This window comes from Mesorhizobium sp. URHB0026, from assembly GCF_054059755.1.
In genome coordinates this window covers 4034527-4051836 of sequence record NZ_JBSSCN010000001.1, presented here as the reverse complement: position 1 = coordinate 4051836, position 17310 = coordinate 4034527, and the positions used below count along the sequence as shown (strand labels likewise).

At 62.9% G+C, this 17310-nt stretch carries 19 protein-coding genes; 8 read left to right on the top strand and 11 right to left on the bottom strand.

Annotated elements, in window-relative coordinates:
- Positions 1-77 precede the first annotated feature (77 nt).
- Genes ACVWWD_RS19695 through ACVWWD_RS19675 form a run of 5 tightly spaced genes read left to right on the top strand, consistent with a single transcriptional unit; the run spans position 78 to position 5605 of the window.
- The gene (locus ACVWWD_RS19695) at positions 78-1718 is read left to right on the top strand and encodes a N,N-dimethylformamidase beta subunit family domain-containing protein (protein ID WP_352550500.1); all 1641 of its coding nucleotides are present in this window, start codon (positions 78-80) and stop codon (positions 1716-1718) included.
- Position 1719: 1 nt separating this feature from the next.
- Complete coding sequence (locus ACVWWD_RS19690) at positions 1720-3105, top strand: aminotransferase family protein (RefSeq protein ID WP_352550501.1); 1386 nt, start codon at positions 1720-1722, stop codon at positions 3103-3105.
- 4 nt (positions 3106-3109) lie between these two features.
- The gene (locus tag ACVWWD_RS19685; protein WP_352550502.1) at positions 3110-4039 is read left to right on the top strand and encodes a BKACE family enzyme; all 930 of its coding nucleotides are present in this window, start codon (positions 3110-3112) and stop codon (positions 4037-4039) included.
- A gap of 37 nt (positions 4040-4076) precedes the next feature.
- Positions 4077-4580, top strand: a complete 504-nt coding sequence (locus ACVWWD_RS19680; RefSeq protein WP_032922494.1) for a GNAT family N-acetyltransferase — start codon at positions 4077-4079, stop codon at positions 4578-4580.
- Entirely contained in the window at positions 4577-5605 is a 1029-nt protein-coding gene (locus ACVWWD_RS19675; protein WP_352550503.1) for a histone deacetylase family protein, read from the top strand. The genes ACVWWD_RS19680 and ACVWWD_RS19675 overlap by 4 nt, the downstream gene beginning before the upstream one ends.
- A gap of 13 nt (positions 5606-5618) precedes the next feature.
- On the opposite strand, the gene ACVWWD_RS19670 is transcribed toward ACVWWD_RS19675, so the two are convergent.
- The 3 genes from ACVWWD_RS19670 to ACVWWD_RS19660 all read right to left on the bottom strand — a co-directional run bounded on the left by ACVWWD_RS19670 (position 5619) and on the right by ACVWWD_RS19660 (position 8582).
- Positions 5619-6887: a cysteine desulfurase-like protein gene (locus ACVWWD_RS19670; RefSeq protein WP_352550504.1), complete on the bottom strand. Its 1269-nt coding sequence runs from the start codon at positions 6885-6887 to the stop codon at positions 5619-5621.
- A 45-nt stretch (positions 6888-6932) separates the two neighbouring features.
- Positions 6933-8000, bottom strand: a complete 1068-nt coding sequence (locus ACVWWD_RS19665) for an aldo/keto reductase (RefSeq protein ID WP_352550506.1) — start codon at positions 7998-8000, stop codon at positions 6933-6935.
- A 120-nt stretch (positions 8001-8120) separates the two neighbouring features.
- Entirely contained in the window at positions 8121-8582 is a 462-nt protein-coding gene (locus tag ACVWWD_RS19660; protein ID WP_023795108.1) for a hypothetical protein, read from the bottom strand.
- Between the two features lie 215 nt (positions 8583-8797).
- On the opposite strand from ACVWWD_RS19660, the gene ACVWWD_RS19655 reads away from it, so the two are divergent.
- The gene (locus tag ACVWWD_RS19655) at positions 8798-8962 is read left to right on the top strand and encodes a hypothetical protein (RefSeq protein WP_156939400.1); all 165 of its coding nucleotides are present in this window, start codon (positions 8798-8800) and stop codon (positions 8960-8962) included.
- 3 nt (positions 8963-8965) lie between these two features.
- Positions 8966-9130: a hypothetical protein gene (locus ACVWWD_RS19650; protein ID WP_352550510.1), complete on the top strand. Its 165-nt coding sequence runs from the start codon at positions 8966-8968 to the stop codon at positions 9128-9130.
- Positions 9131-9182: 52 nt separating this feature from the next.
- On the opposite strand, the gene ACVWWD_RS19645 is transcribed toward ACVWWD_RS19650, so the two are convergent.
- On the bottom strand, positions 9183-9689 hold the full coding sequence (locus tag ACVWWD_RS19645; protein WP_015318115.1) for a DUF1993 domain-containing protein: 507 nt from the start codon (positions 9687-9689) through the stop codon (positions 9183-9185).
- A gap of 140 nt (positions 9690-9829) precedes the next feature.
- Between ACVWWD_RS19645 and ACVWWD_RS19640 the strand changes: the two genes are divergently transcribed.
- On the top strand, positions 9830-10879 hold the full coding sequence (locus ACVWWD_RS19640; protein WP_352550512.1) for a DUF1176 domain-containing protein: 1050 nt from the start codon (positions 9830-9832) through the stop codon (positions 10877-10879).
- Positions 10880-10898: 19 nt separating this feature from the next.
- On the opposite strand, the gene ACVWWD_RS19635 is transcribed toward ACVWWD_RS19640, so the two are convergent.
- The 7 genes from ACVWWD_RS19635 to ACVWWD_RS19605 form a co-directional block, all read right to left on the bottom strand.
- Entirely contained in the window at positions 10899-11750 is an 852-nt protein-coding gene (locus ACVWWD_RS19635; protein WP_435053629.1) for an alpha/beta hydrolase family protein, read from the bottom strand.
- Positions 11751-11823: 73 nt separating this feature from the next.
- Entirely contained in the window at positions 11824-13434 is a 1611-nt protein-coding gene (locus tag ACVWWD_RS19630; protein ID WP_352550516.1) for a molybdopterin-binding/glycosyltransferase family 2 protein, read from the bottom strand.
- Complete coding sequence (locus ACVWWD_RS19625) at positions 13431-14135, bottom strand: XdhC family protein (protein ID WP_457103283.1); 705 nt, start codon at positions 14133-14135, stop codon at positions 13431-13433. Before ACVWWD_RS19625 ends, ACVWWD_RS19630 begins: the two co-directional genes overlap by 4 nt.
- Positions 14136-14141: 6 nt before the next feature.
- Entirely contained in the window at positions 14142-14480 is a 339-nt protein-coding gene (locus ACVWWD_RS19620; protein ID WP_352550520.1) for an XdhC family protein, read from the bottom strand.
- Positions 14481-14527: 47 nt separating this feature from the next.
- Complete coding sequence (locus ACVWWD_RS19615) at positions 14528-15778, bottom strand: vWA domain-containing protein (RefSeq protein ID WP_457103282.1); 1251 nt, start codon at positions 15776-15778, stop codon at positions 14528-14530.
- A 4-nt stretch (positions 15779-15782) separates the two neighbouring features.
- Positions 15783-16712: an AAA family ATPase gene (locus tag ACVWWD_RS19610; protein WP_023795101.1), complete on the bottom strand. Its 930-nt coding sequence runs from the start codon at positions 16710-16712 to the stop codon at positions 15783-15785.
- On the bottom strand, positions 16709-17236 hold the full coding sequence (locus tag ACVWWD_RS19605; protein ID WP_023773161.1) for a flavin reductase: 528 nt from the start codon (positions 17234-17236) through the stop codon (positions 16709-16711). The genes ACVWWD_RS19610 and ACVWWD_RS19605 overlap by 4 nt, the downstream gene beginning before the upstream one ends.
- Between the last annotated feature and the right edge of the window lie 74 nt (positions 17237-17310).

Below are 17310 nucleotides of genomic sequence, written 5' to 3'. Positions count from 1 at the left end.
AATGCTGGCATGATCGTTTCCATTTGACGCCTGGCGGGCGGATCGCCGAAATGGCGCCTCAGATGGGCTAGGGCTTCATGATCAATCTGCCGACCGAATTCCCCGATTTCGGGCTGACAGCCGAGCAGCGCCGCCACGCGGTGCGCGGTCACTATTACGAGTGGCCAGGGATGGACGGCGAGCGCGGCGAAATCTGGTGCTACGGCGACCGGTTGTCGTATCGCGCCGGTGAGACAGTTACGCTGCACGTCAGCTCGACCGCCCCGTACTTCGGCATGACGATCGTTCGGGACGGCGGTGCCGAGACGAGGGTGTTCGAGAAGTCTGATATCGCATCGCGCTGGCAGGACAGTCCGGAGCAGTGCTCGGTCGAAGGCTGCGGCTGGGAAGCCTCGTTCGAATTTCGCATCGGGGAGGATTGGCCCTCTGGGGCCTATCGCGTGACGCTGGCGGCGGAAGGCCGCGACGGCAGGCCGATCCAAAGTCACCACGTTTTCATCGTCTCTCCCCAGCCCGGCAAGAAACCTGGCCGTGTGCTGCAGGTTGCGGCGACGGGCACCTGGCTTGCCTACAACACCTGGGGCGGCTCCAACCATTATCAGGGCATCACCGGGCCCGACCGCGACCAGTACTCGCCCATCGTGTCGACGCAGCGCCCATGGTGCCGCGGCTTCGTCCTGCTGCCCCGGGATGCACCGCGCGTGCCTTTGGAGGTCGCGGTGCCGCCGAAGACCGTGCCGCGCTATCCGCACATGGAATGGGCGCTCGCCACCGGCCATTCGAAGAAATACGCGTCGTCGGGCTGGGCCAGCTACGATAGCCATTTTTTTCGCTTTGCCGAACGATCAGGCTACGGCGTCGACCTCGCCAGCCAGCATGACCTCCACTTCTCGCCCGAGATTCTCGACGGTTACGACTGCACGGTCTTCGTCGGCCATGACGAATATTGGACTTGGGAGATGCGCGACGCGGTCGACTTCTATGTCGAACGCGGCGGCCATGTTGCGCGCTTTGCCGGCAATTTCATGTGGCAGACGCGGCTGGAAGATGAGGGCCGTCGGCAGGTCTGCTACAAATACCGCGCCCGCACCGAGGACCCGGCCTACCGCGGCGGCGACGTGACCCGCGCCACCAATTCCTGGGAAGCACCGGAGATCGGCCGGCCGGGTTCGGCGACCTTCGGGCTCAATGCGACACGGGGCGTCTATGCCGGCTGGGGTGGCTGCGCGCCACGCGGCGTACGCGGCTTTCCGGTCTATCGGCCGGAGCACTGGGCCTTTGCCGGCACCGGCATCTACTATGGCGACCTGCTGGGCGCCGACAGCCACGTCTATGGCTATGAGGTCGACGGGCTCGATTTCGAGATTCGCGGCGGGCTGCCCTACCCCACGCCAGACAGCGGCGCGCCTGATGGCCTGCAAGTGCTGGCCGTCGGCATGGCCAGCCAGGTCGAGGAAAGCGCCGACATTCCGGTCGAGGACCAGTTCCTCACCGACGAGGATGGCCGCTTCACCGCCGAGACCTTGTTTGGCGAGGCAAGCGACGCCAATCTTGAAAAGGTCAAACGCGGCAATGGCATGATCGTCAATTTTCCACGCGGCAAGGGCGAGGTGTTCCACGCCGGAAGCTGCGAATGGGTCGCCGGTCTGCTAAGACAAGACCCGATGGTCGAACGGGTCACCCATAATGTCCTCGACCGCTATCTCGGAAAGTTCTGACATGTCGAAAGCCCAGACCGCCGTCCAAGACACTGATGTCCGGGGCCAATCGCATTTGTTCTACCTCTCCAGCCTGCGCCGGCCACTGATCGACCGCGCCGAAGGCATCTACATGTGGACGCAGGATGGCCGCCGTTTCATCGACGGATCGAGCGGCCCAATGGTCGCTAATATCGGCCATTCCAACCGCAATGTGCTCGATGCGATGAAGCGGCAAATGGACCGCGCCACCTTCGCCTACCGGCTGCATTTCGAGAACGAGCCGGCGGAAGAATTGGCACGCGAACTGGCTGGAAAATTGCCTGAAGGCATGGACCGCATCTTCTTCGTCTCCGGCGGCTCGGAAGCGACGGAATCCTGCATCAAGCTGGCGCGGCAATGGGCTGTGGCCACCGGCCAGGCCAGCCGCTGGAAGGTGATCACGCGGTTTCCTTCCTACCACGGCGGCACGCTCGGTTCGCTTTCGATCACCGGCGACGACGCGTTGGCCGAAACTTTTGCGCCGATGATGCGGGTGATGCCGACCGTGCCGGCACCGACCGCCTGGCGCGATCGCGACAATCTCTCGATGGAGCAGCGGGGCGTCCGCTACGCCGACATGCTGGAGGAGAAGATCCTCGCCGAAGGTCCCGAAAGCGTCGTCGCCTTCATCATGGAGCCGATCGGCGGCGCGGCGACCGCCGCCCTGGTGGCACCCGACAGCTATTATGCGCGCATTCGCGAAATCTGCGATCGCTACGGCATCCTGCTCATCCACGACGAAGTGATGAGCGGTGCCGGCCGCACCGGCAAATTCCTCGGCGGCGACCACTGGAACTGCAAGCCAGATATCGTCGCGCTGTCGAAGGGCTTGGGGTCGGGCTATGCGCCGCTTGGCGCGCTGGCCGCACCGATGCGACTGGTCGAGCCGCTTCTCGCCACCGGCGGCTTCCAGCATGGCCACACCTATGCCGGCAATCCGCTCGCCTGCGCCGCCGGGCTTGCAGTGCTGGGCGAAATGGACCGGCTCGACCTGATTGCCAATGCGGCTGCCATGGGCGACGTGCTGATGGACGGATTGAAGGCACTTGCGAGGCGGTTCCCGTTCATTGCCGATGTGCGTGGCAAGGGGCTGCTTACCGGCGCCGAAATGGTCGCCGAGCCCGATACGCTGAAACCGATCGAGCAGAGCAAAAAAGCCACGCAGCGCCTGCTCGATCTCGGCTATGAGCGCGGGCTGATCATCTATGGCCGCAGGGTCAAGGGAGGCGTCGACGGCGACAATTTCATGGTCGCGCCGCCGATGATCGTCACCGGTGAGCAGGTCGGCGAGATCATCTCCATCATCGGCGACTCGCTTGAGGTTCTGGCCACCGAACTCGACCTGCCGGTCGAAGGCCGGGGGTAGCGGAATGGCACCGCGAAAAGTCATCATCACCTGCGCCGTTACAGGCTCGGTACACACGCCGTCGATGTCGACCTATCTACCGGTGACGCCGGACCAGATCGCCGCGGACGCCATCGCCGCGGCCGAGGCCGGCGCCTCGATCCTGCATCTACACGCCCGCGATCCCAAGGATGGCCGCCCGACCGCCGACCCCGAAGTGTTCATGAAGTTCCTGCCGCGCATCAAGCAGGCGACCGATGCGGTGATCAACATCACGACAGGCGGCTCCTCGCTGATGACGCTGGACCAGCGGCTGGCGGCGCCGCTTCGGGCTCAGCCCGAAATGTGCTCGCTCAATATGGGCTCGATGAATTTCGCGCTGTTCCCGATGCTCGACAAGCCAAGGGACTGGCAGCACGAATGGGAACCGAAGCTGCTCGAAGCCACCCGCGATACCATCTTCAAGAACACCTTCGCCGACATGGAAGGCGTGATCGAGCGGCTAGGCAAGGGCTGCGGCACCCGCTTCGAGTTCGAGTGCTACGATGTCGGCCATCTCTATTCGCTGGCGCATTTCCGCGATCGGGGGCTGGTTTCGGCGCCGCTGTTCATTCAGTTCGTGCTGGGCATCCTGGGCGGCATCGGCGCCGACCCGGACAATCTCATCCATATGAAGCGCATCGCCGACAAATTGTTCGGCGACAGCTACCAGTTTTCGGTGCTGGCCGCCGGCCGCAACCAGATGCCGCTGATCTCGATCGCCGCGGCCATGGGCGGCAATGTCCGGGTCGGACTGGAGGACAGCCTCTATGATGGTCGCCAGCTGGCGAAGTCCAACGCCGACCAGGTGCGCCGCATCCGTGGCATGCTCGATGGACTGTCGCTGGAGGTCGCGACGCCGGCCGAAGCGCGCGAGATGCTGGCGCTCAAGGGCGGCGACAGGGTGGCGTTTTGACGAGATGACAGCGCCCGGTCCTGCCCCTGTACCTGTCATGAGTGCGGTTATCCTTCGCCCCGGCACCATCGATGACGTCGAAACCATTCACGCGGCGATCCTGAAGCTTGGCACTCATATCGGTGCGCCCGAGGAAATCATCTCGACGGCGGACGATCTCAGAAGCTGGGGCTTTGGCGAAAAACCCGCGTTCACCACCCTGATTGCAGAAGTCGACGGCGAATTCGCCGGGCTGTGTCTTCATTTCCCGATCTTCTCGACCTGGATGGGGCGGCCCGGCGTCTATGTGCAGGACCTCTATGTCGAGGACCGGTTTCGCGGTCGCAAGATCGGCGAACGCCTGCTGCGACGCGTGGCTGCCGAGTGCCGCAAAGAGGGCGGCGTGTATCTGAGGCTGTCGGTCGACACCGACAATGAGGGCGCCAAGGCCTTTTACGAACGGCTAGGCATTGCCTGGTCGAGCTACGAGCAGACGCAGAAGATCATCGGCGAGGCCTTTTTCGCCTTCGCCGAAGCGCCGGAAAATGGGGAGCAGCAATGAAGGCCTTCTATGCGCAGGAGCAGAAGCGCCACGATCCCAAGGCCTTTCTTTCCAGCGGCGCGGCGCAGCCCAACCCTGAAAAACCGGAACGCGTCGAGAGGTTGTTAGGCGGCGCAAAATCCGCCGGTTGCACGATCGAGCGACCGCGCGATCACGGCCTCGGCCCGGTCTCGGCGGTGCACACACCCGAGTATCTCGACTTCCTCGAACATATTTTCGAACGCTGGCAGCGGATCGAAGGGGCGTCGGCCGAGGTCATTCCCAACATCCACCCGATCGCCCGCAACGGCTCCTATCCGGCCTCCGCCGTCGGCCAGGCCGGCTACCATATGGCCGACACCGCCTGCCCGATCTCAGGCGAAACATGGCAGAGCGCGCTGTGGAGCGCCTGGAGCGCGGTGGAGGCAGCCGAAACGGTGACGGCTGGCGCGCCGGCTGCCTATGCGCTGTGCCGCCCGCCTGGCCACCACGCCTTCGCCGATGTCGCCGGCGGCTTCTGCTTCATCAACAACTCGGCCGTGGCGGCGCAAGTGCTGCGCAGGCAGGCGGCCCGCGTGGCCATACTCGATGTCGACCTGCATCACGGCAACGGGACGCAAGGTATCTTCTATGCGCGGCCCGATGTGCTCACCGTTTCGCTGCATGCCGATCCCGTGCGCTTTTACCCGTTTTTCTGGGGTCACGCCGACGAACGTGGCGAAGGCCCGGGCCTAGGCTACAATTTCAACCTGCCACTGCCGCGCAAATCCGCCGACGTGGCATTCCTCGAAGCGCTCGAGGTGGCGTTCCAGCGTATCCGGTCCTTCTCGCCCGACGCGTTGGTCGTGGCGCTGGGCCTCGATGCCTTCGAGGGCGATCCGTTCGGCGGGCTCTCGGTGACGACGCCAGGTTTTTCGCGTATTGGCGAGGCCATCGCCGGGCTCGGCTTGCCGGCGGTCATCGTCCAGGAAGGCGGCTATCTCTGCGACGAACTCGGCGACAATCTCACCGCATTCCTCACCGGCTTCGGCGGCAAGGCGCGGTGAGTTCAAACCCAAATCAGGAGCGTTGCTGCCTGAGCATGGCAATCACCCTGTGCACGCTCTCCAGCGTCTCGTCGATTTCGGACGCGGTATTGTAATGCGCGATGCCGATGCGCACGACACCTTGCTCAGCCGGAATGCCGAGCTGATGGACGATCTCCCAGGCATAGTTGTGGCCTGACCACACGAAGATGTTCTCGGCGTTCATCTGCCGCACAATCGTTTCGGGGACAATGCCATCGACGGTGAAGGAGACAGTCGGCACACGATCGCCGAGCCGTTTCGGATCGGTGATGCCTCGGACCGTCAGCCCGGAAATGTCGGACAGGCCATCGATCAGCCTTTGCGCCAGCGGGTTTTCATGGGCGATGGAGACCTGGAACGCTCTGGCGATCTTCTGCCTTCTTGAACCACCCTCACCTGCCGCCGCGCCGAACTCGGCAAAATAGTCGACCGCGGCGGTCAAACCGGCCATCAGTTCGATCTGGGGCGTGCCGAGTTCGAACCGCTCCGGCAGGCCGTTCGAGGAGCAACGGCATTTATAGGCTTGCAGACCTTCGATGACCTCGCGCCGGCCCCACAATATGCCCAAATGCGGACCGAAGAATTTATAGGCCGAGCAGATCAGGAAATCGCAGCCGAGCTCCTGCACATCGATGAGCCCATGCGGCGCGAATTGCACGGCATCGACATAAACCAGCGCGCCGGCCTGTTTTGCAAGTTGGGTCAAGGACCTGACCCGGTTGATCGAGCCGGTGAGATTGCTGGCGTAGTTCAACGCCACCAGCCTTGTCTTCCCAGACAGCAAACCGGCGAGCGTCGTCTCCTCAACCTGCCAGGTCTTTTCGTCGAACGGCAACCAGCGCACGACGAGGCCGAGGTCCTCGGCCAGTTGCAGCCAGGGCGAGACATTGCCCTCATGATCCATGCGGGTGAGGATGATCTCGTCGCCTGATTTCATCGTGCGGCCGAGCGTGCGTGACATATGATAGGTCAACGTCGTCATGTTGGCGCCGATGACAATCTCCTGCGGGGTTGCCGCGCCGAGGAAGTCGCCCATGGCCAGATGCGCCTCGTCGACGACCTGCTGCGCCGCGATCGTCGTTTCGAAATAGCCGCCCAGATTGGCGTTGGTGGTAAGCAGGCAGCGCGACACCGCGTCGGCCACGGCCCGCGGCACCTGCGTGCCGGCAGGATTGTCGAGATAGATGCGCCGCCGGCCCTTGTCGGTCAGCGCGAGGGCGGGGAATTTCCCACGCACGGCCTCGATCGAAAAGTCCACCATCGTCTCCATCCCTTTGCTGCTACGACAATTCGGCCCCGGGCTCGGTCACGGGCAGGGATTGCCGACCCTCTGGTGAACGGCATCCACCGCCTTCTGCATTTCTTCAGTCCAGACGACATCCACCGACGACAGCGCCATTTTCAGTTGGGAAATGGTTGTCGCGCCAATGATGTTGGAGGTCACGAAGGGCCGGCTCGATACATAGGCATTGGCAAACAGCGCCGGCTCCAGGCCGAAAGCGCGCGCCAGTTCATTGTATTCGAGCTGCGCTTCGGCGGCATTGGGCGTCTCGTAACGCTGGCCGCGATTGAACAGCTGCGAGCGCGAGCCCTGCGGGCGGGCGCCATGATCGTATTTGCCGGTCAGATAACCCTGGGCCAATGGCGAATAGGCAAGCAGCGACACCCCTTCGCGCTCGCAGACCTCGGCGAGGTTCACCTCAAAAGTGCGGTTGAGGAGGTTGTAGGCATTCTGTATCGAGGCGACGCGCGGACCAATCCCTTTGTCGGCCTCCGCAAGGAAGCGCATCAGGCCCCAGGAACTCTCGTTCGAAAGGCCGAAATGGCGGATCTTTCCTGCCTTCACCAGGTCATCGAACACCGCCAGCGTCTCGGCGATCGGGGTTTCACCGACCGGTGCGCCGACAGAATCGGCACGCCGCGCCACGGCGCCGACGCGCGTCGGGTTAGCGCCCCAGGGAATGTCCCGCTCCGGCCAGTGGATCTGATAAAGGTCGAGATAATCCGTGCCAAGCTTCGCCAGCGACTTGTCGATGGCATCGAAGATATCGGCCCGCACCAATTGCGAGGGCCGGTCGCCGCGAAACCAGCTGTTGGCCGTGCGGCCGACGACCTTGGAGGCCAGGATCACCTTGTCGCGGTTGCCCTTGGCCTTCAGCCAACTGCCGATGATCTTCTCGGTCCGTCCTTGCGTCTCCGCCTTGGGCGGGATCGGATAGAGTTCGGCGGTGTCGATGAAATTGACGCCGCGCGAGAAGGCCAGATCCATCTGGGCATGGCCCTCGGCCTCGGTGTTCTGCTGGCCCCAGGTCATTGAACCAAGGCAGATCTGGGTAACAAGAAGATCGGTCCGACCGAGACGGCGTTTGTGCATGGAATTCTGCTCCGGAGGGCATGTATGCGCGGCTGCGCGGGGAGGAGTTCGCATCTTATAGGAAAAGCGGAGGCGCTCTCCAAGCCTTGCCAGGCCGACTTTAGCGTGAGCAGAGCGTGGTTAGCGTCGTGCGGCGGCCACGGCGCGGCGCTTGGCCTCGTCGATCAGCATGTTGGCCACCTGCATGCGGATCATGGCGCGCTGGCGCAAATGCGGGGCGACGCGATCGGGATGGTTGGCGAAAGCAAAGCTGCGGCGCATGCGGCCGAATTCGGCGGCGCTCTTGGACTGCTCCAGCCCCAGTTCGACCGCAATCGATTCGGGATCGATTGGCGGCAATGTTTCTTCCGGCTTCGGCTCTTCGCCAGCCAGCGCCAACCTTGCCTGTTCAAGCACGGCGGCAAATTCGCTGGCCAGATCAGCGCCGGCCTCGCGATATTCCGCAGCGGATACCTTGATGCGGCCGGAATGGAGTTCATCGGCGACCGAGAGATAGTCGAACGGGATGGATGGGAGCGCGCCGGTCTCTGCGCCCTCACTGCCGTTGCCCTTGTCGGTTGCAACGAAGAGGTCGTCGAGCAGTGACGCAAAATCCCGCTTGGCGCCGGTAGCGATGTCAGCCTCCCCTATGCCCGACAGTTCGAGTTGCACACCATAGAAGCGGCTCGTTAAAAATAAATAGCGCCGATCTTAACTCATTTCCGGTCAGGGAATCGTTGCCGGAAGCGCAGGCAAAAAGCCGGACTGCATATTCATGCAGTCCGGAATTTCGCCAGGAGTGGCGAGGAAAACTGGCCATGTACCAGCTTCAAAGCCTACGTTTGGCGCTGCGCAAGAGTTTCACCTTGCTGCAAAAATTTCATCGAAAACCATCCGGACATGGCAGGCATGCATATGCTGCACTGCACAATCTTCACGATTCACCTATATTGCCTGATGTGGAGGACCAATCAGGAGCCTGAATCATGGGTTTCTTCACGGAAATGTTCACCCGGCCGCGCCCGCAGGAACATCTGCGGTATCGCGCGGCGCTCGCGCTGCTTTATTCGATGAGCAATGCCGAGCGCGTCGACATCGGCATCAAGCCCGCCGATTTCCCACGCATCGCCCGCGAAATGTCCATCCGCTAAGCAGCTTGCGAGATGTCCCGGATCGACCCGGGACATCTCAAAGTCTGATTTCTCAACGCGATCCGAGGAATGTCGCCTTGCCCAGCGGCACGCCATTGTGGCGCAGGATGTCGTAGGCGGTGGTCAGGTGGAAATAGAAATTGGGCATGGCCACATGCAGCAGATATTGCATGCCGCTCAGCGTCGTTTCCCGCCCGCCCAGCTTCAGTTCGATCATCCTGTCATCCGACCCGTCGATATCGGCTGCGGAAAAAGTCGCCAAATAGGCGACCGTCTTGGCGAGCCTCGCTTCGAGATCGGCGAAGCTTGCTTCATTGTCCTCATATTTAGGCACTTCGCGGCCGGCCAGCCGTGAAGGCGCGCCCTTGGCATGGTCGGTTGCGATCTGCACTTGCCTGGCGAGTGCGAACATGTCGGGCGCTAGCCGCGCCGTCAAAAACACCTGCGGGTCGATTTTTCGGTCAAGCGCATTCTGTTCGGCTGCAGCCAGCACACTGGAAAGTGCTTTCAGCCTGGCTGAAAACACGGGCACGGATGCCTCATACATCGATATCGTCACGTCGGATCTCCTGTCCGGCAGGAACGCCGGCGGGAGGACGTAGCGCTCTCAGGCGCGATTCTTCAAGCGGCGGCCGCATGGCGTCACCACGTCGCCGCAATCGCTGTGGTAGAATCTTCGTTATCGAGCGGAGATTCCCGATGAGACGCGCCCTTTTCGCAGCGACTGCCCTTCTCTCCCTTGCCACGACAGGCCACGCGGCATTGGCCGCAGCCGACACACCCGAAGCGCCTTACGTCGACGATCGTTCGAGCGCGGATGCGGTCGTGCATTCACTCTACAGCGCCATCAACCGGCATGAATTCGCCCGCGCTTGGGGCTACTACGGCGATACAAAGCCGGCAAAGGATTTCGATACATTCGTCAAAGGCTATGACGGCACGGACAAGGTGGAGGTCAAGACCGGTCCGATTTCGGACGAGGGCGCGGCGGGCAGCATCTATTACAACGTCCCGGTCGCTATCCAGGCAATCGACAAGAAGGGCGAGGCGAAGGTTTTTGCCGGCTGCTATACGCTGCGCCAGGTCAACGCCCAAATCCAGGCGCCGCCGTTCCAGCCTATTTTCATCGACAAAGGGGCGCTGAAGCCCTCCACCGCCGACTTCGACGAGGCGTTGCCGCCAAGCTGCGGCGACGGCCCGCCGCCGCCCAAAAAGGACACCGCACTGGAACAGGCCAAGAAGGCCTTTCTGGCGACCTATGGCGACCAATGCGACAAGGACCGTCTGGCCAATGAGCCGGAGGTCTTTTCGATCAAATACAAGGACAGGAATGCTCAGCCGAACGATCCTGACAAGGAGACCCGGCTGTTCCACTTTTCCTGCTCGGCCGCCGCCTACAATGAAAGCTCGGTCTATTACATGACCGACGAGGTGGACGGTGTCAGGCAATTGCAGTTCGCCGAGCCGGAGACCGATATACGCTACGAGAACAACGACAGCGACGGCAAGCTGTTGAGTGTAACGGTGATCGGCTTCCGGACCACAGGGTGGGCTGTCAATTCCGACTATGACCAGGACGCTCACACCATCACCACGTTCAACAAATGGCGCGGCGTCGGCGATGCTTCGGATGCCGGGACCTATCTGTTCCGCAACGGCGATTTCTCGCTGGTCCAGTATGACGTCGACGCGTCCTATGACGGCGAGGAGAACCCGCAGACGATCGTCGACTACAACACCGCGCCTTAGATCCTCTAGCGCATCAGGCTTAGGGTGCCTTCGACAGCATCCAGTTGAGCGTGCCGCGCCAGTCTACCATGCGGATCGGCGTGCCGTGCGTGCCGGTCTCGAAGCGGACGAAGCGGGTCGGATAGTTTTTGGATTTCGCAAGGATAGAGCGGAAAAACGCTTCCTGGTTGGCCACGGGAAAGACCACGTCATGGCTGCCCTGGCCGAAGAACACCGGCACGCGACGCTTGAAGGCGGGACTTGCAAGAAAGCCCTCGTCCCACAACGATCCGAGCAGCAACAGTCCATTCACGCGGCCACCAGTATCCTCGCGTGCTGCAAGTTTCCAGCACAGCGCGCCGCCCATCGAGCCGCAGGCGACGAAGATTTTCGCGTCCGGAGACTGTTCGGCATAATGGTCGATCAGGGCCGCGACCAGTGCTGCGCCCTTGTCGCCGAAATCAGGAAAATCCGGAGAAATATAGAGCCCGCCATTGCCGGCCATCAGGTTCTTGAGCCGGTTGAAATTGCCACCGAAGGTGAAATCGTCGATGCCTTGCTTGCGGCTGCCGCCCTGCCCATGCAGGTAAAGCACGATGACGGTGGCTCCTTGCGTCTTGCCGACGGCGACATGCCTGACATCGCCGGCGTCGGTCTTCAGCATCAGATCCTGCTGCACCTTGCGTACGCCGGTGTCGGTGTACGGGGTATGCACGCGCTTTTCCGGCACCTCGTCGCGCTGGTTGATGTCGCGCATCTCACGGTAGTCGAGGACCGTGTAGGCGCCGTTGCTGTCGGACGAGAGCGTCGCCGGATAGGCGAAGAGATCGTCCTTGAAGGGTTTCAGGGACAACGTGTCGGCGCTGGCGGCCGAGCCAAACAAGAAAAGCATTGCCGTGAGGAAAGCGCGGCACGCGACGGTACGAATAGCCATACCGCAGGCATGCTAATGCCGCCTCTGTTTGTCAATCCTGCAGCACGCCGCCAGCGCCTTCCAGTGCCTCTCGGGTGTCGACATCGACGGACGCGCCCTCGCCGATCTCGACATCGATGACATCGAGCCCTTCGGCCTCGACCAGATGGCGAGCGCCGGTGTCGCCTTCGAGATGGGCGATTGCCGCGAATAACGAGCGCGGCAAAAGCACCGGGTTGCCGCGTTTGCCTTGGTGCGTGGCACGGATCACGGAGTTGCCGCCGGCCCTGCGGAAGGCATCGATAAGCCTGTCGAGGTCGTCGGATGCGACACCCGGCATGTCTCCCAGAACGATCATCGCACCAGCGGCGTCTTCGGGCAGATAGGCAGTGCCGGCCTTAAGCGAGGTCGACAGACCATCGGCAAAATCGGGATTGTCGGCGAAGGTGACGTCCAGACCTGACAATGCCGCGCGCACCCGCTCGCGCTGATGACCGGTGACGACGATCGTGCCCGAAGCCTTCGAGGCGAGCGCGCGTTCGGCGGTGCGGCGCACCAGCGGCTGGCCGTCGAACAGCGCCATCAGCTTGTTCGGCCCGCCCATGCGGCTCGACCGGCCCGCCGCCAGAAGCACGATCCCGACCTTGAGCCGACTTTTGGGCGGCAGCGGCTCGCGCGGCTGCGGCCGCGTCGGTATCTCCATCAGCAGGCCGCCGACGCCCATGCCGGCAATGTCGCGCGCGGTAACGTCCAGACCGGCAATCAATCGATCGAGCACCCAGTCGAAGCCGTTCTCCTTGGGGCTGCGGGCGCAGCCAGGCGCGCCGATGATGCGCTTCCCGCCGAGTGTGCCGAGCACCAGCAGATTGCCGGGATCGACCGGCATGCCCGCGCGGATGACGGTACCGCCCGCCCTCTCGATCGCCGCCGGAACGACGTCGGCGAAATCGCTCATGGCGGAAGCCCCGAAGATCACCACCATATCGTTGTCGCGCGCAAGCGCGATGGCGGCCTCCGCGACAGGGGCAATCTCATGCGGCGTACGGCGCTCCGCCGTCAGCCAGCCGCCGGAGCGCGCCAGCCGGGCTTCGGTGACACGCAACGTCTTGTCGAGCACGGTCGGTTTGGTGCCCGGCAGCACCGTCTGGATGACGCCGACACGCATCGATCGATAGGCGTTGACGGCAAAAATTTCGCCGCTGGCGCAGATCTCCGCCACGGCGGCCACCAACGAGGAAGAGACCGCGAAGGGGATGATCTTCACCGTCGCGACCATCTGGCCCTTTTCGACCCGCGCGTGCCGGGCCAGCGTCGCGATGGTGATGGCAGGATCGACGGCATTGATGGCATCGATGACAGCTTCACTGACGGTGAAGATGCCAGCCGCCTTGGCGTGGAGATTGACCCGGCCGGTGGCGGCGGGCTTCGCCTCGATGCCCCCTAAGGTCATGCTTTCGGCAATTTTTTGCGCCGCGGCGTCCTCGCCGAGATCATCCGGCGCCAGCACAGCAGCAACGACCTGCGAAACACCTGCCCCCTTGAGCATGGAGATATCTTCGGCGCTCAGCCTGTGCGCCTTGCGAAATCGCTTTTCGCCGGCCGCAGTGGCATGCGCCAGCACCGCCCCTTCGGCCGCGTCGATCGGGATCGGACCGAATTTCACGCCGCCGCGCCCTTCGCATCGAGGCCCCGTGAGCGGAAGGCAAGAATGGTCTGCGCGAGAATGGCGACGGCGATCTCGGCGGGGCTTGCCGCCCCGATGTCGAGCCCGATCGGCGCGTGGATACGCGCGATCTGGTCTGCACTCGCGCCCAGCGACAGCAGGCGCTCGACGCGCTTGGCATGCGTCTTTCGGCTGCCGAGCGCTCCGACATAGAAACAGTTGGCGTCGAGTGCCGCCTTCAGCGCGAAATCGTCGATCTTCGGGTCATGGGTAACGGCGGCCAGCGCGGTGTAAGCGTCGAGCGGCTGGCGTTCCAGCACATCCTGTGGCCAGTCGGCATGCAAGGCGACATCGGGAAAGCGGTCCGATGTGGCGAACGCGGTGCGCGGATCGATGATCTCCAAGGGATAGCCGGCGATCCGGGCCATAGGCGCGAGCGCCTGACTGATATGCACGGCGCCGATCACCACCAGACGCGGCCGCGGCAGATGCGCATTGAGGAAGAAGGTCCGCCCTTCCGCCTCGACGGACCCCGAATTGCCGGATCGAAACGCCTTGGTGATCGCCGCTCCGAGATCGCCGGCGACCTGATCGCCCTCCCGCACGATACGGTCGCGACCATCGCCGAAATCGGTGACGAGGATCGCCGCGCGGCGGGCGCGCCGCTCGGCATTGAGCGTCTTCAGCGCATAAGGATCCATCGCAGGTCAGCCCAATCGCTCAACATAAACCTTGATGTGGCCGCCGCAGGACAGGCCGACCTGCCAGGCGGTCTCATCGGCAACACCGAACTCCAGCATCCTGGCCTTGCCGGAGCCGATCACGTCGACCGCCTCGGTCACGACAGCGCCCTCGACGCAACCGCCCGAAACAGAGCCGTGGAAATTGCCATCGGCATCGATGACAAGGTGGCTGCCGACCGGGCGCGGCGCTGAACCCCAGGTCTCGACCACCGTCGCGACAGCGACATCCTTGCCGTCCTTCATCCAGGCTTCCGCGATGATCAGCGGGTCGCGGGCCTCATCGAGATAAAGACTGTCACTCATCGTTGCTTCTCTCAGGGTCTGTTTTTCAAAAGCCGGAAAATATATGGCTATGCGGCGCGCCTTGCGCCAGCATCCAACCACCGCCGTGGATCGACGGAACGAACCGATTTCTTGTCCAGCGAGGCGCAGAGATCGGCGAGCGCGTCGAGATTATGCACCGAGCGGAATTCGTCGACATGCGGCAGCATCGCCTTGACGCCGCGGGCGCGCGCCTGAAAACCATCGAAGCGCAACAACGGATTGAGCCAGATCAGCCGTCGGCAGGATTTATGCAGCCGCTCCATTTCTTCCGCCAAGCCCCCTATATCGTCGCGCTCCAGCCCGTCGGTGATCAGAAGCACCACCGCGCCCTGTCCCAGCACACGTCGCGACCATACAAGGTTGAACTCGGCTAGCGTATCGCCGATGCGCGTGCCACCCGACCAGTCCTTGACCGCCGCCGAGCAATCGGCAAGGGCGGCATCGGGATCGCGGTGGCGCATCTGCCGGGTCAGGTTGGTCAGCCGTGTTCCGAAAACGAAAGTGTGCACGCGCCGGCGCTTTTCCGTCAGCGCATGCAGGAAATGCAGGAAGATGCGCGTGTATTGGCTCATCGAACCGGAAATATCGGCCAGTACCACCAGGGGCGGATGAACTTCGCGGACCGAGCGGAATTTCGGCAGGATCAATTCACCGCCGGTGCGTGCCGTCGAGCGCATCATGGCGCGTGGATCGATGCGGCGGCCATGCGCATCGGCCTTGAAGCGTCTGGTCCGCACCATGTCGACAGGCAGCCGCAACGCCGCGATCGCCTTCCTGGCGTCAGCCATTTCGACTGCGTTCATCTGCGCGAAATCCTTGCCCCGCAACAGCTCGTTGCCGGAAAAGGTGAAGCGGGCGTCGACCTCGATCTCAGGGACTCCCTGAGGCGTCTGGTTTTTCTGATGACCCTCGAACATCGCCTGACTGACGCGATTTTCAGCCGCGCGCGGCTTCTGCTTCTGCCTGACATCCGGCGCCACCGGCGAAAACATCGCCAGCAGCTTCTCGATCAATTCGCGCGATTTCCAGAACAGCCGGAAAGCTTCGTCGAAGGTGGCATGATCCTCATGCCGTGAGACCAGAACGGCGTGCAAGGTCCAGTAAAAGTCATCACGCGAGCCGATGCCGGCGACGAGCACCGCCTCGATCGCGTCCTTGACCGAAGCGGGCCCGACGCGCATGCCGGCCTTGCGCAAGGTGCGGGCGAAATAGACGATGTTGTCGGCGATCCGGCCGTCCGCCGTCGCCTCTCCAGGGTCGGGTCGGGACGCCTTCACCACCCTACTCCGCCGCCGCGAGCTCGGTCTTGACCTCGTCGAGGATGCGCCGGCCCTCGCCCGCGCCGATGCGGGCAATGTCGTCCTGGTATTTCAGCAGCACCCCGATCGTGTCGGACACGGTCTCCGGATCGAGCGCCACCTTGTCGAGTTCGGTCAGCGCGCCGGCCCAGTCGATGGTTTCGGCGACGCCCGGCACCTTGAACAGCTCGATCTGGCGCAGCTTCTGGATGAAGGACACCACTTCGGCCGAAAGCCGCTGGTTGGCCCGAGGCACCTTGCGGCGCACGATCTCCAGTTCGCGCTCGGCATTGGGGTAGTCGACCCAGTGATAAAGGCAGCGCCGCTTCAGCGCATCGTGGATTTCGCGGGTGCGGTTGGTGGTGATGATGACGATCGGCGGCTCTTCCGCCTTGATCGTGCCGAGTTCAGGCACAGTCACCTGGAAGTCGGAGAGGATTTCGAGCAGGAAGGCTTCGAAGGCTTCGTCGGTGCGGTCGAGTTCGTCGATCAGGAAAACCGGGGCTGCGCCCGCCTTGCCGGTCAGCGCATCGAGCACCGGCCGGCGGATCAGGTACTTTTCGGAGAAAACGTTACGCTCCATGGCGGAGCGGTCGACCTTGCCGGCGGCCTCCTCCATGCGGATTTCGATCATCTGCGCGGCGTAATTCCACTCATAAACGGCGGAGGAGACGTCAAGCCCCTCATAACACTGCAGACGGATCAGCCGGCGGCCAAGCGCCTCGGCCAACACCTTGGCGATCTCGGTCTTGCCGACGCCGGCCTCGCCTTCGAGGAAAAGCGGTCGTCTCATGCGCAGAGACAGGAAAAGCACCGTTGCCAGCGACCGGTCCGCGATGTAGTCCGCGCCGGTCAGGAGATCGAGCGTTTCGTCGATCGTCCGCGGCACGGGGCGCGGGTTCAAGTCGCTCATTCCTTCTCCGTGGGTGCGGCGGCCCCACTTTCCAGGATGTGGTAGCCGCGGGCGTGATAGATCAGCGGCCGCAAATTATCGCCCATACGCAGACCTGTCACCTTGCCAAAAAGCACACGATGGGTGGCCAGGTCCTTGGTGTCGATCAGTTCACAGTCGAACACGGCGAGCGCGCCCTTCAGCGTCGGCGCTCCGGTGGAAATCGCATCCCATTCGCCGAGCGCGAAGCGCTCTTCGACCGGCAGTCCAGTCATGCCGGAAAATCCAATAGACAGCGGCTCCTGGTGCGAAGCTAGCGTGTTCAGGGCAAATTTGCCGTTCTTCACGAACAGCTCATTCTTGGCATTTTCACGATTGAGGCAGACCAGGATGGTCGGCGGCGTATCCGACACAGAACATGCCGCGATCACCGTCGTCCCGCGCTTTCCGGCGGGTCCGTCGGTGGTCACCACATGGACATGACCGGCAAAATGGCTCATCGCGTCGCGATAGGCTTGCGGTCCAATATCGTTCTTCTTCAGCACTTGAAGATTCCATGGCCATTGTTCACCTGACATATATGGCCAGACATCACATGCCACAAGCGAAGTGCTTGGCC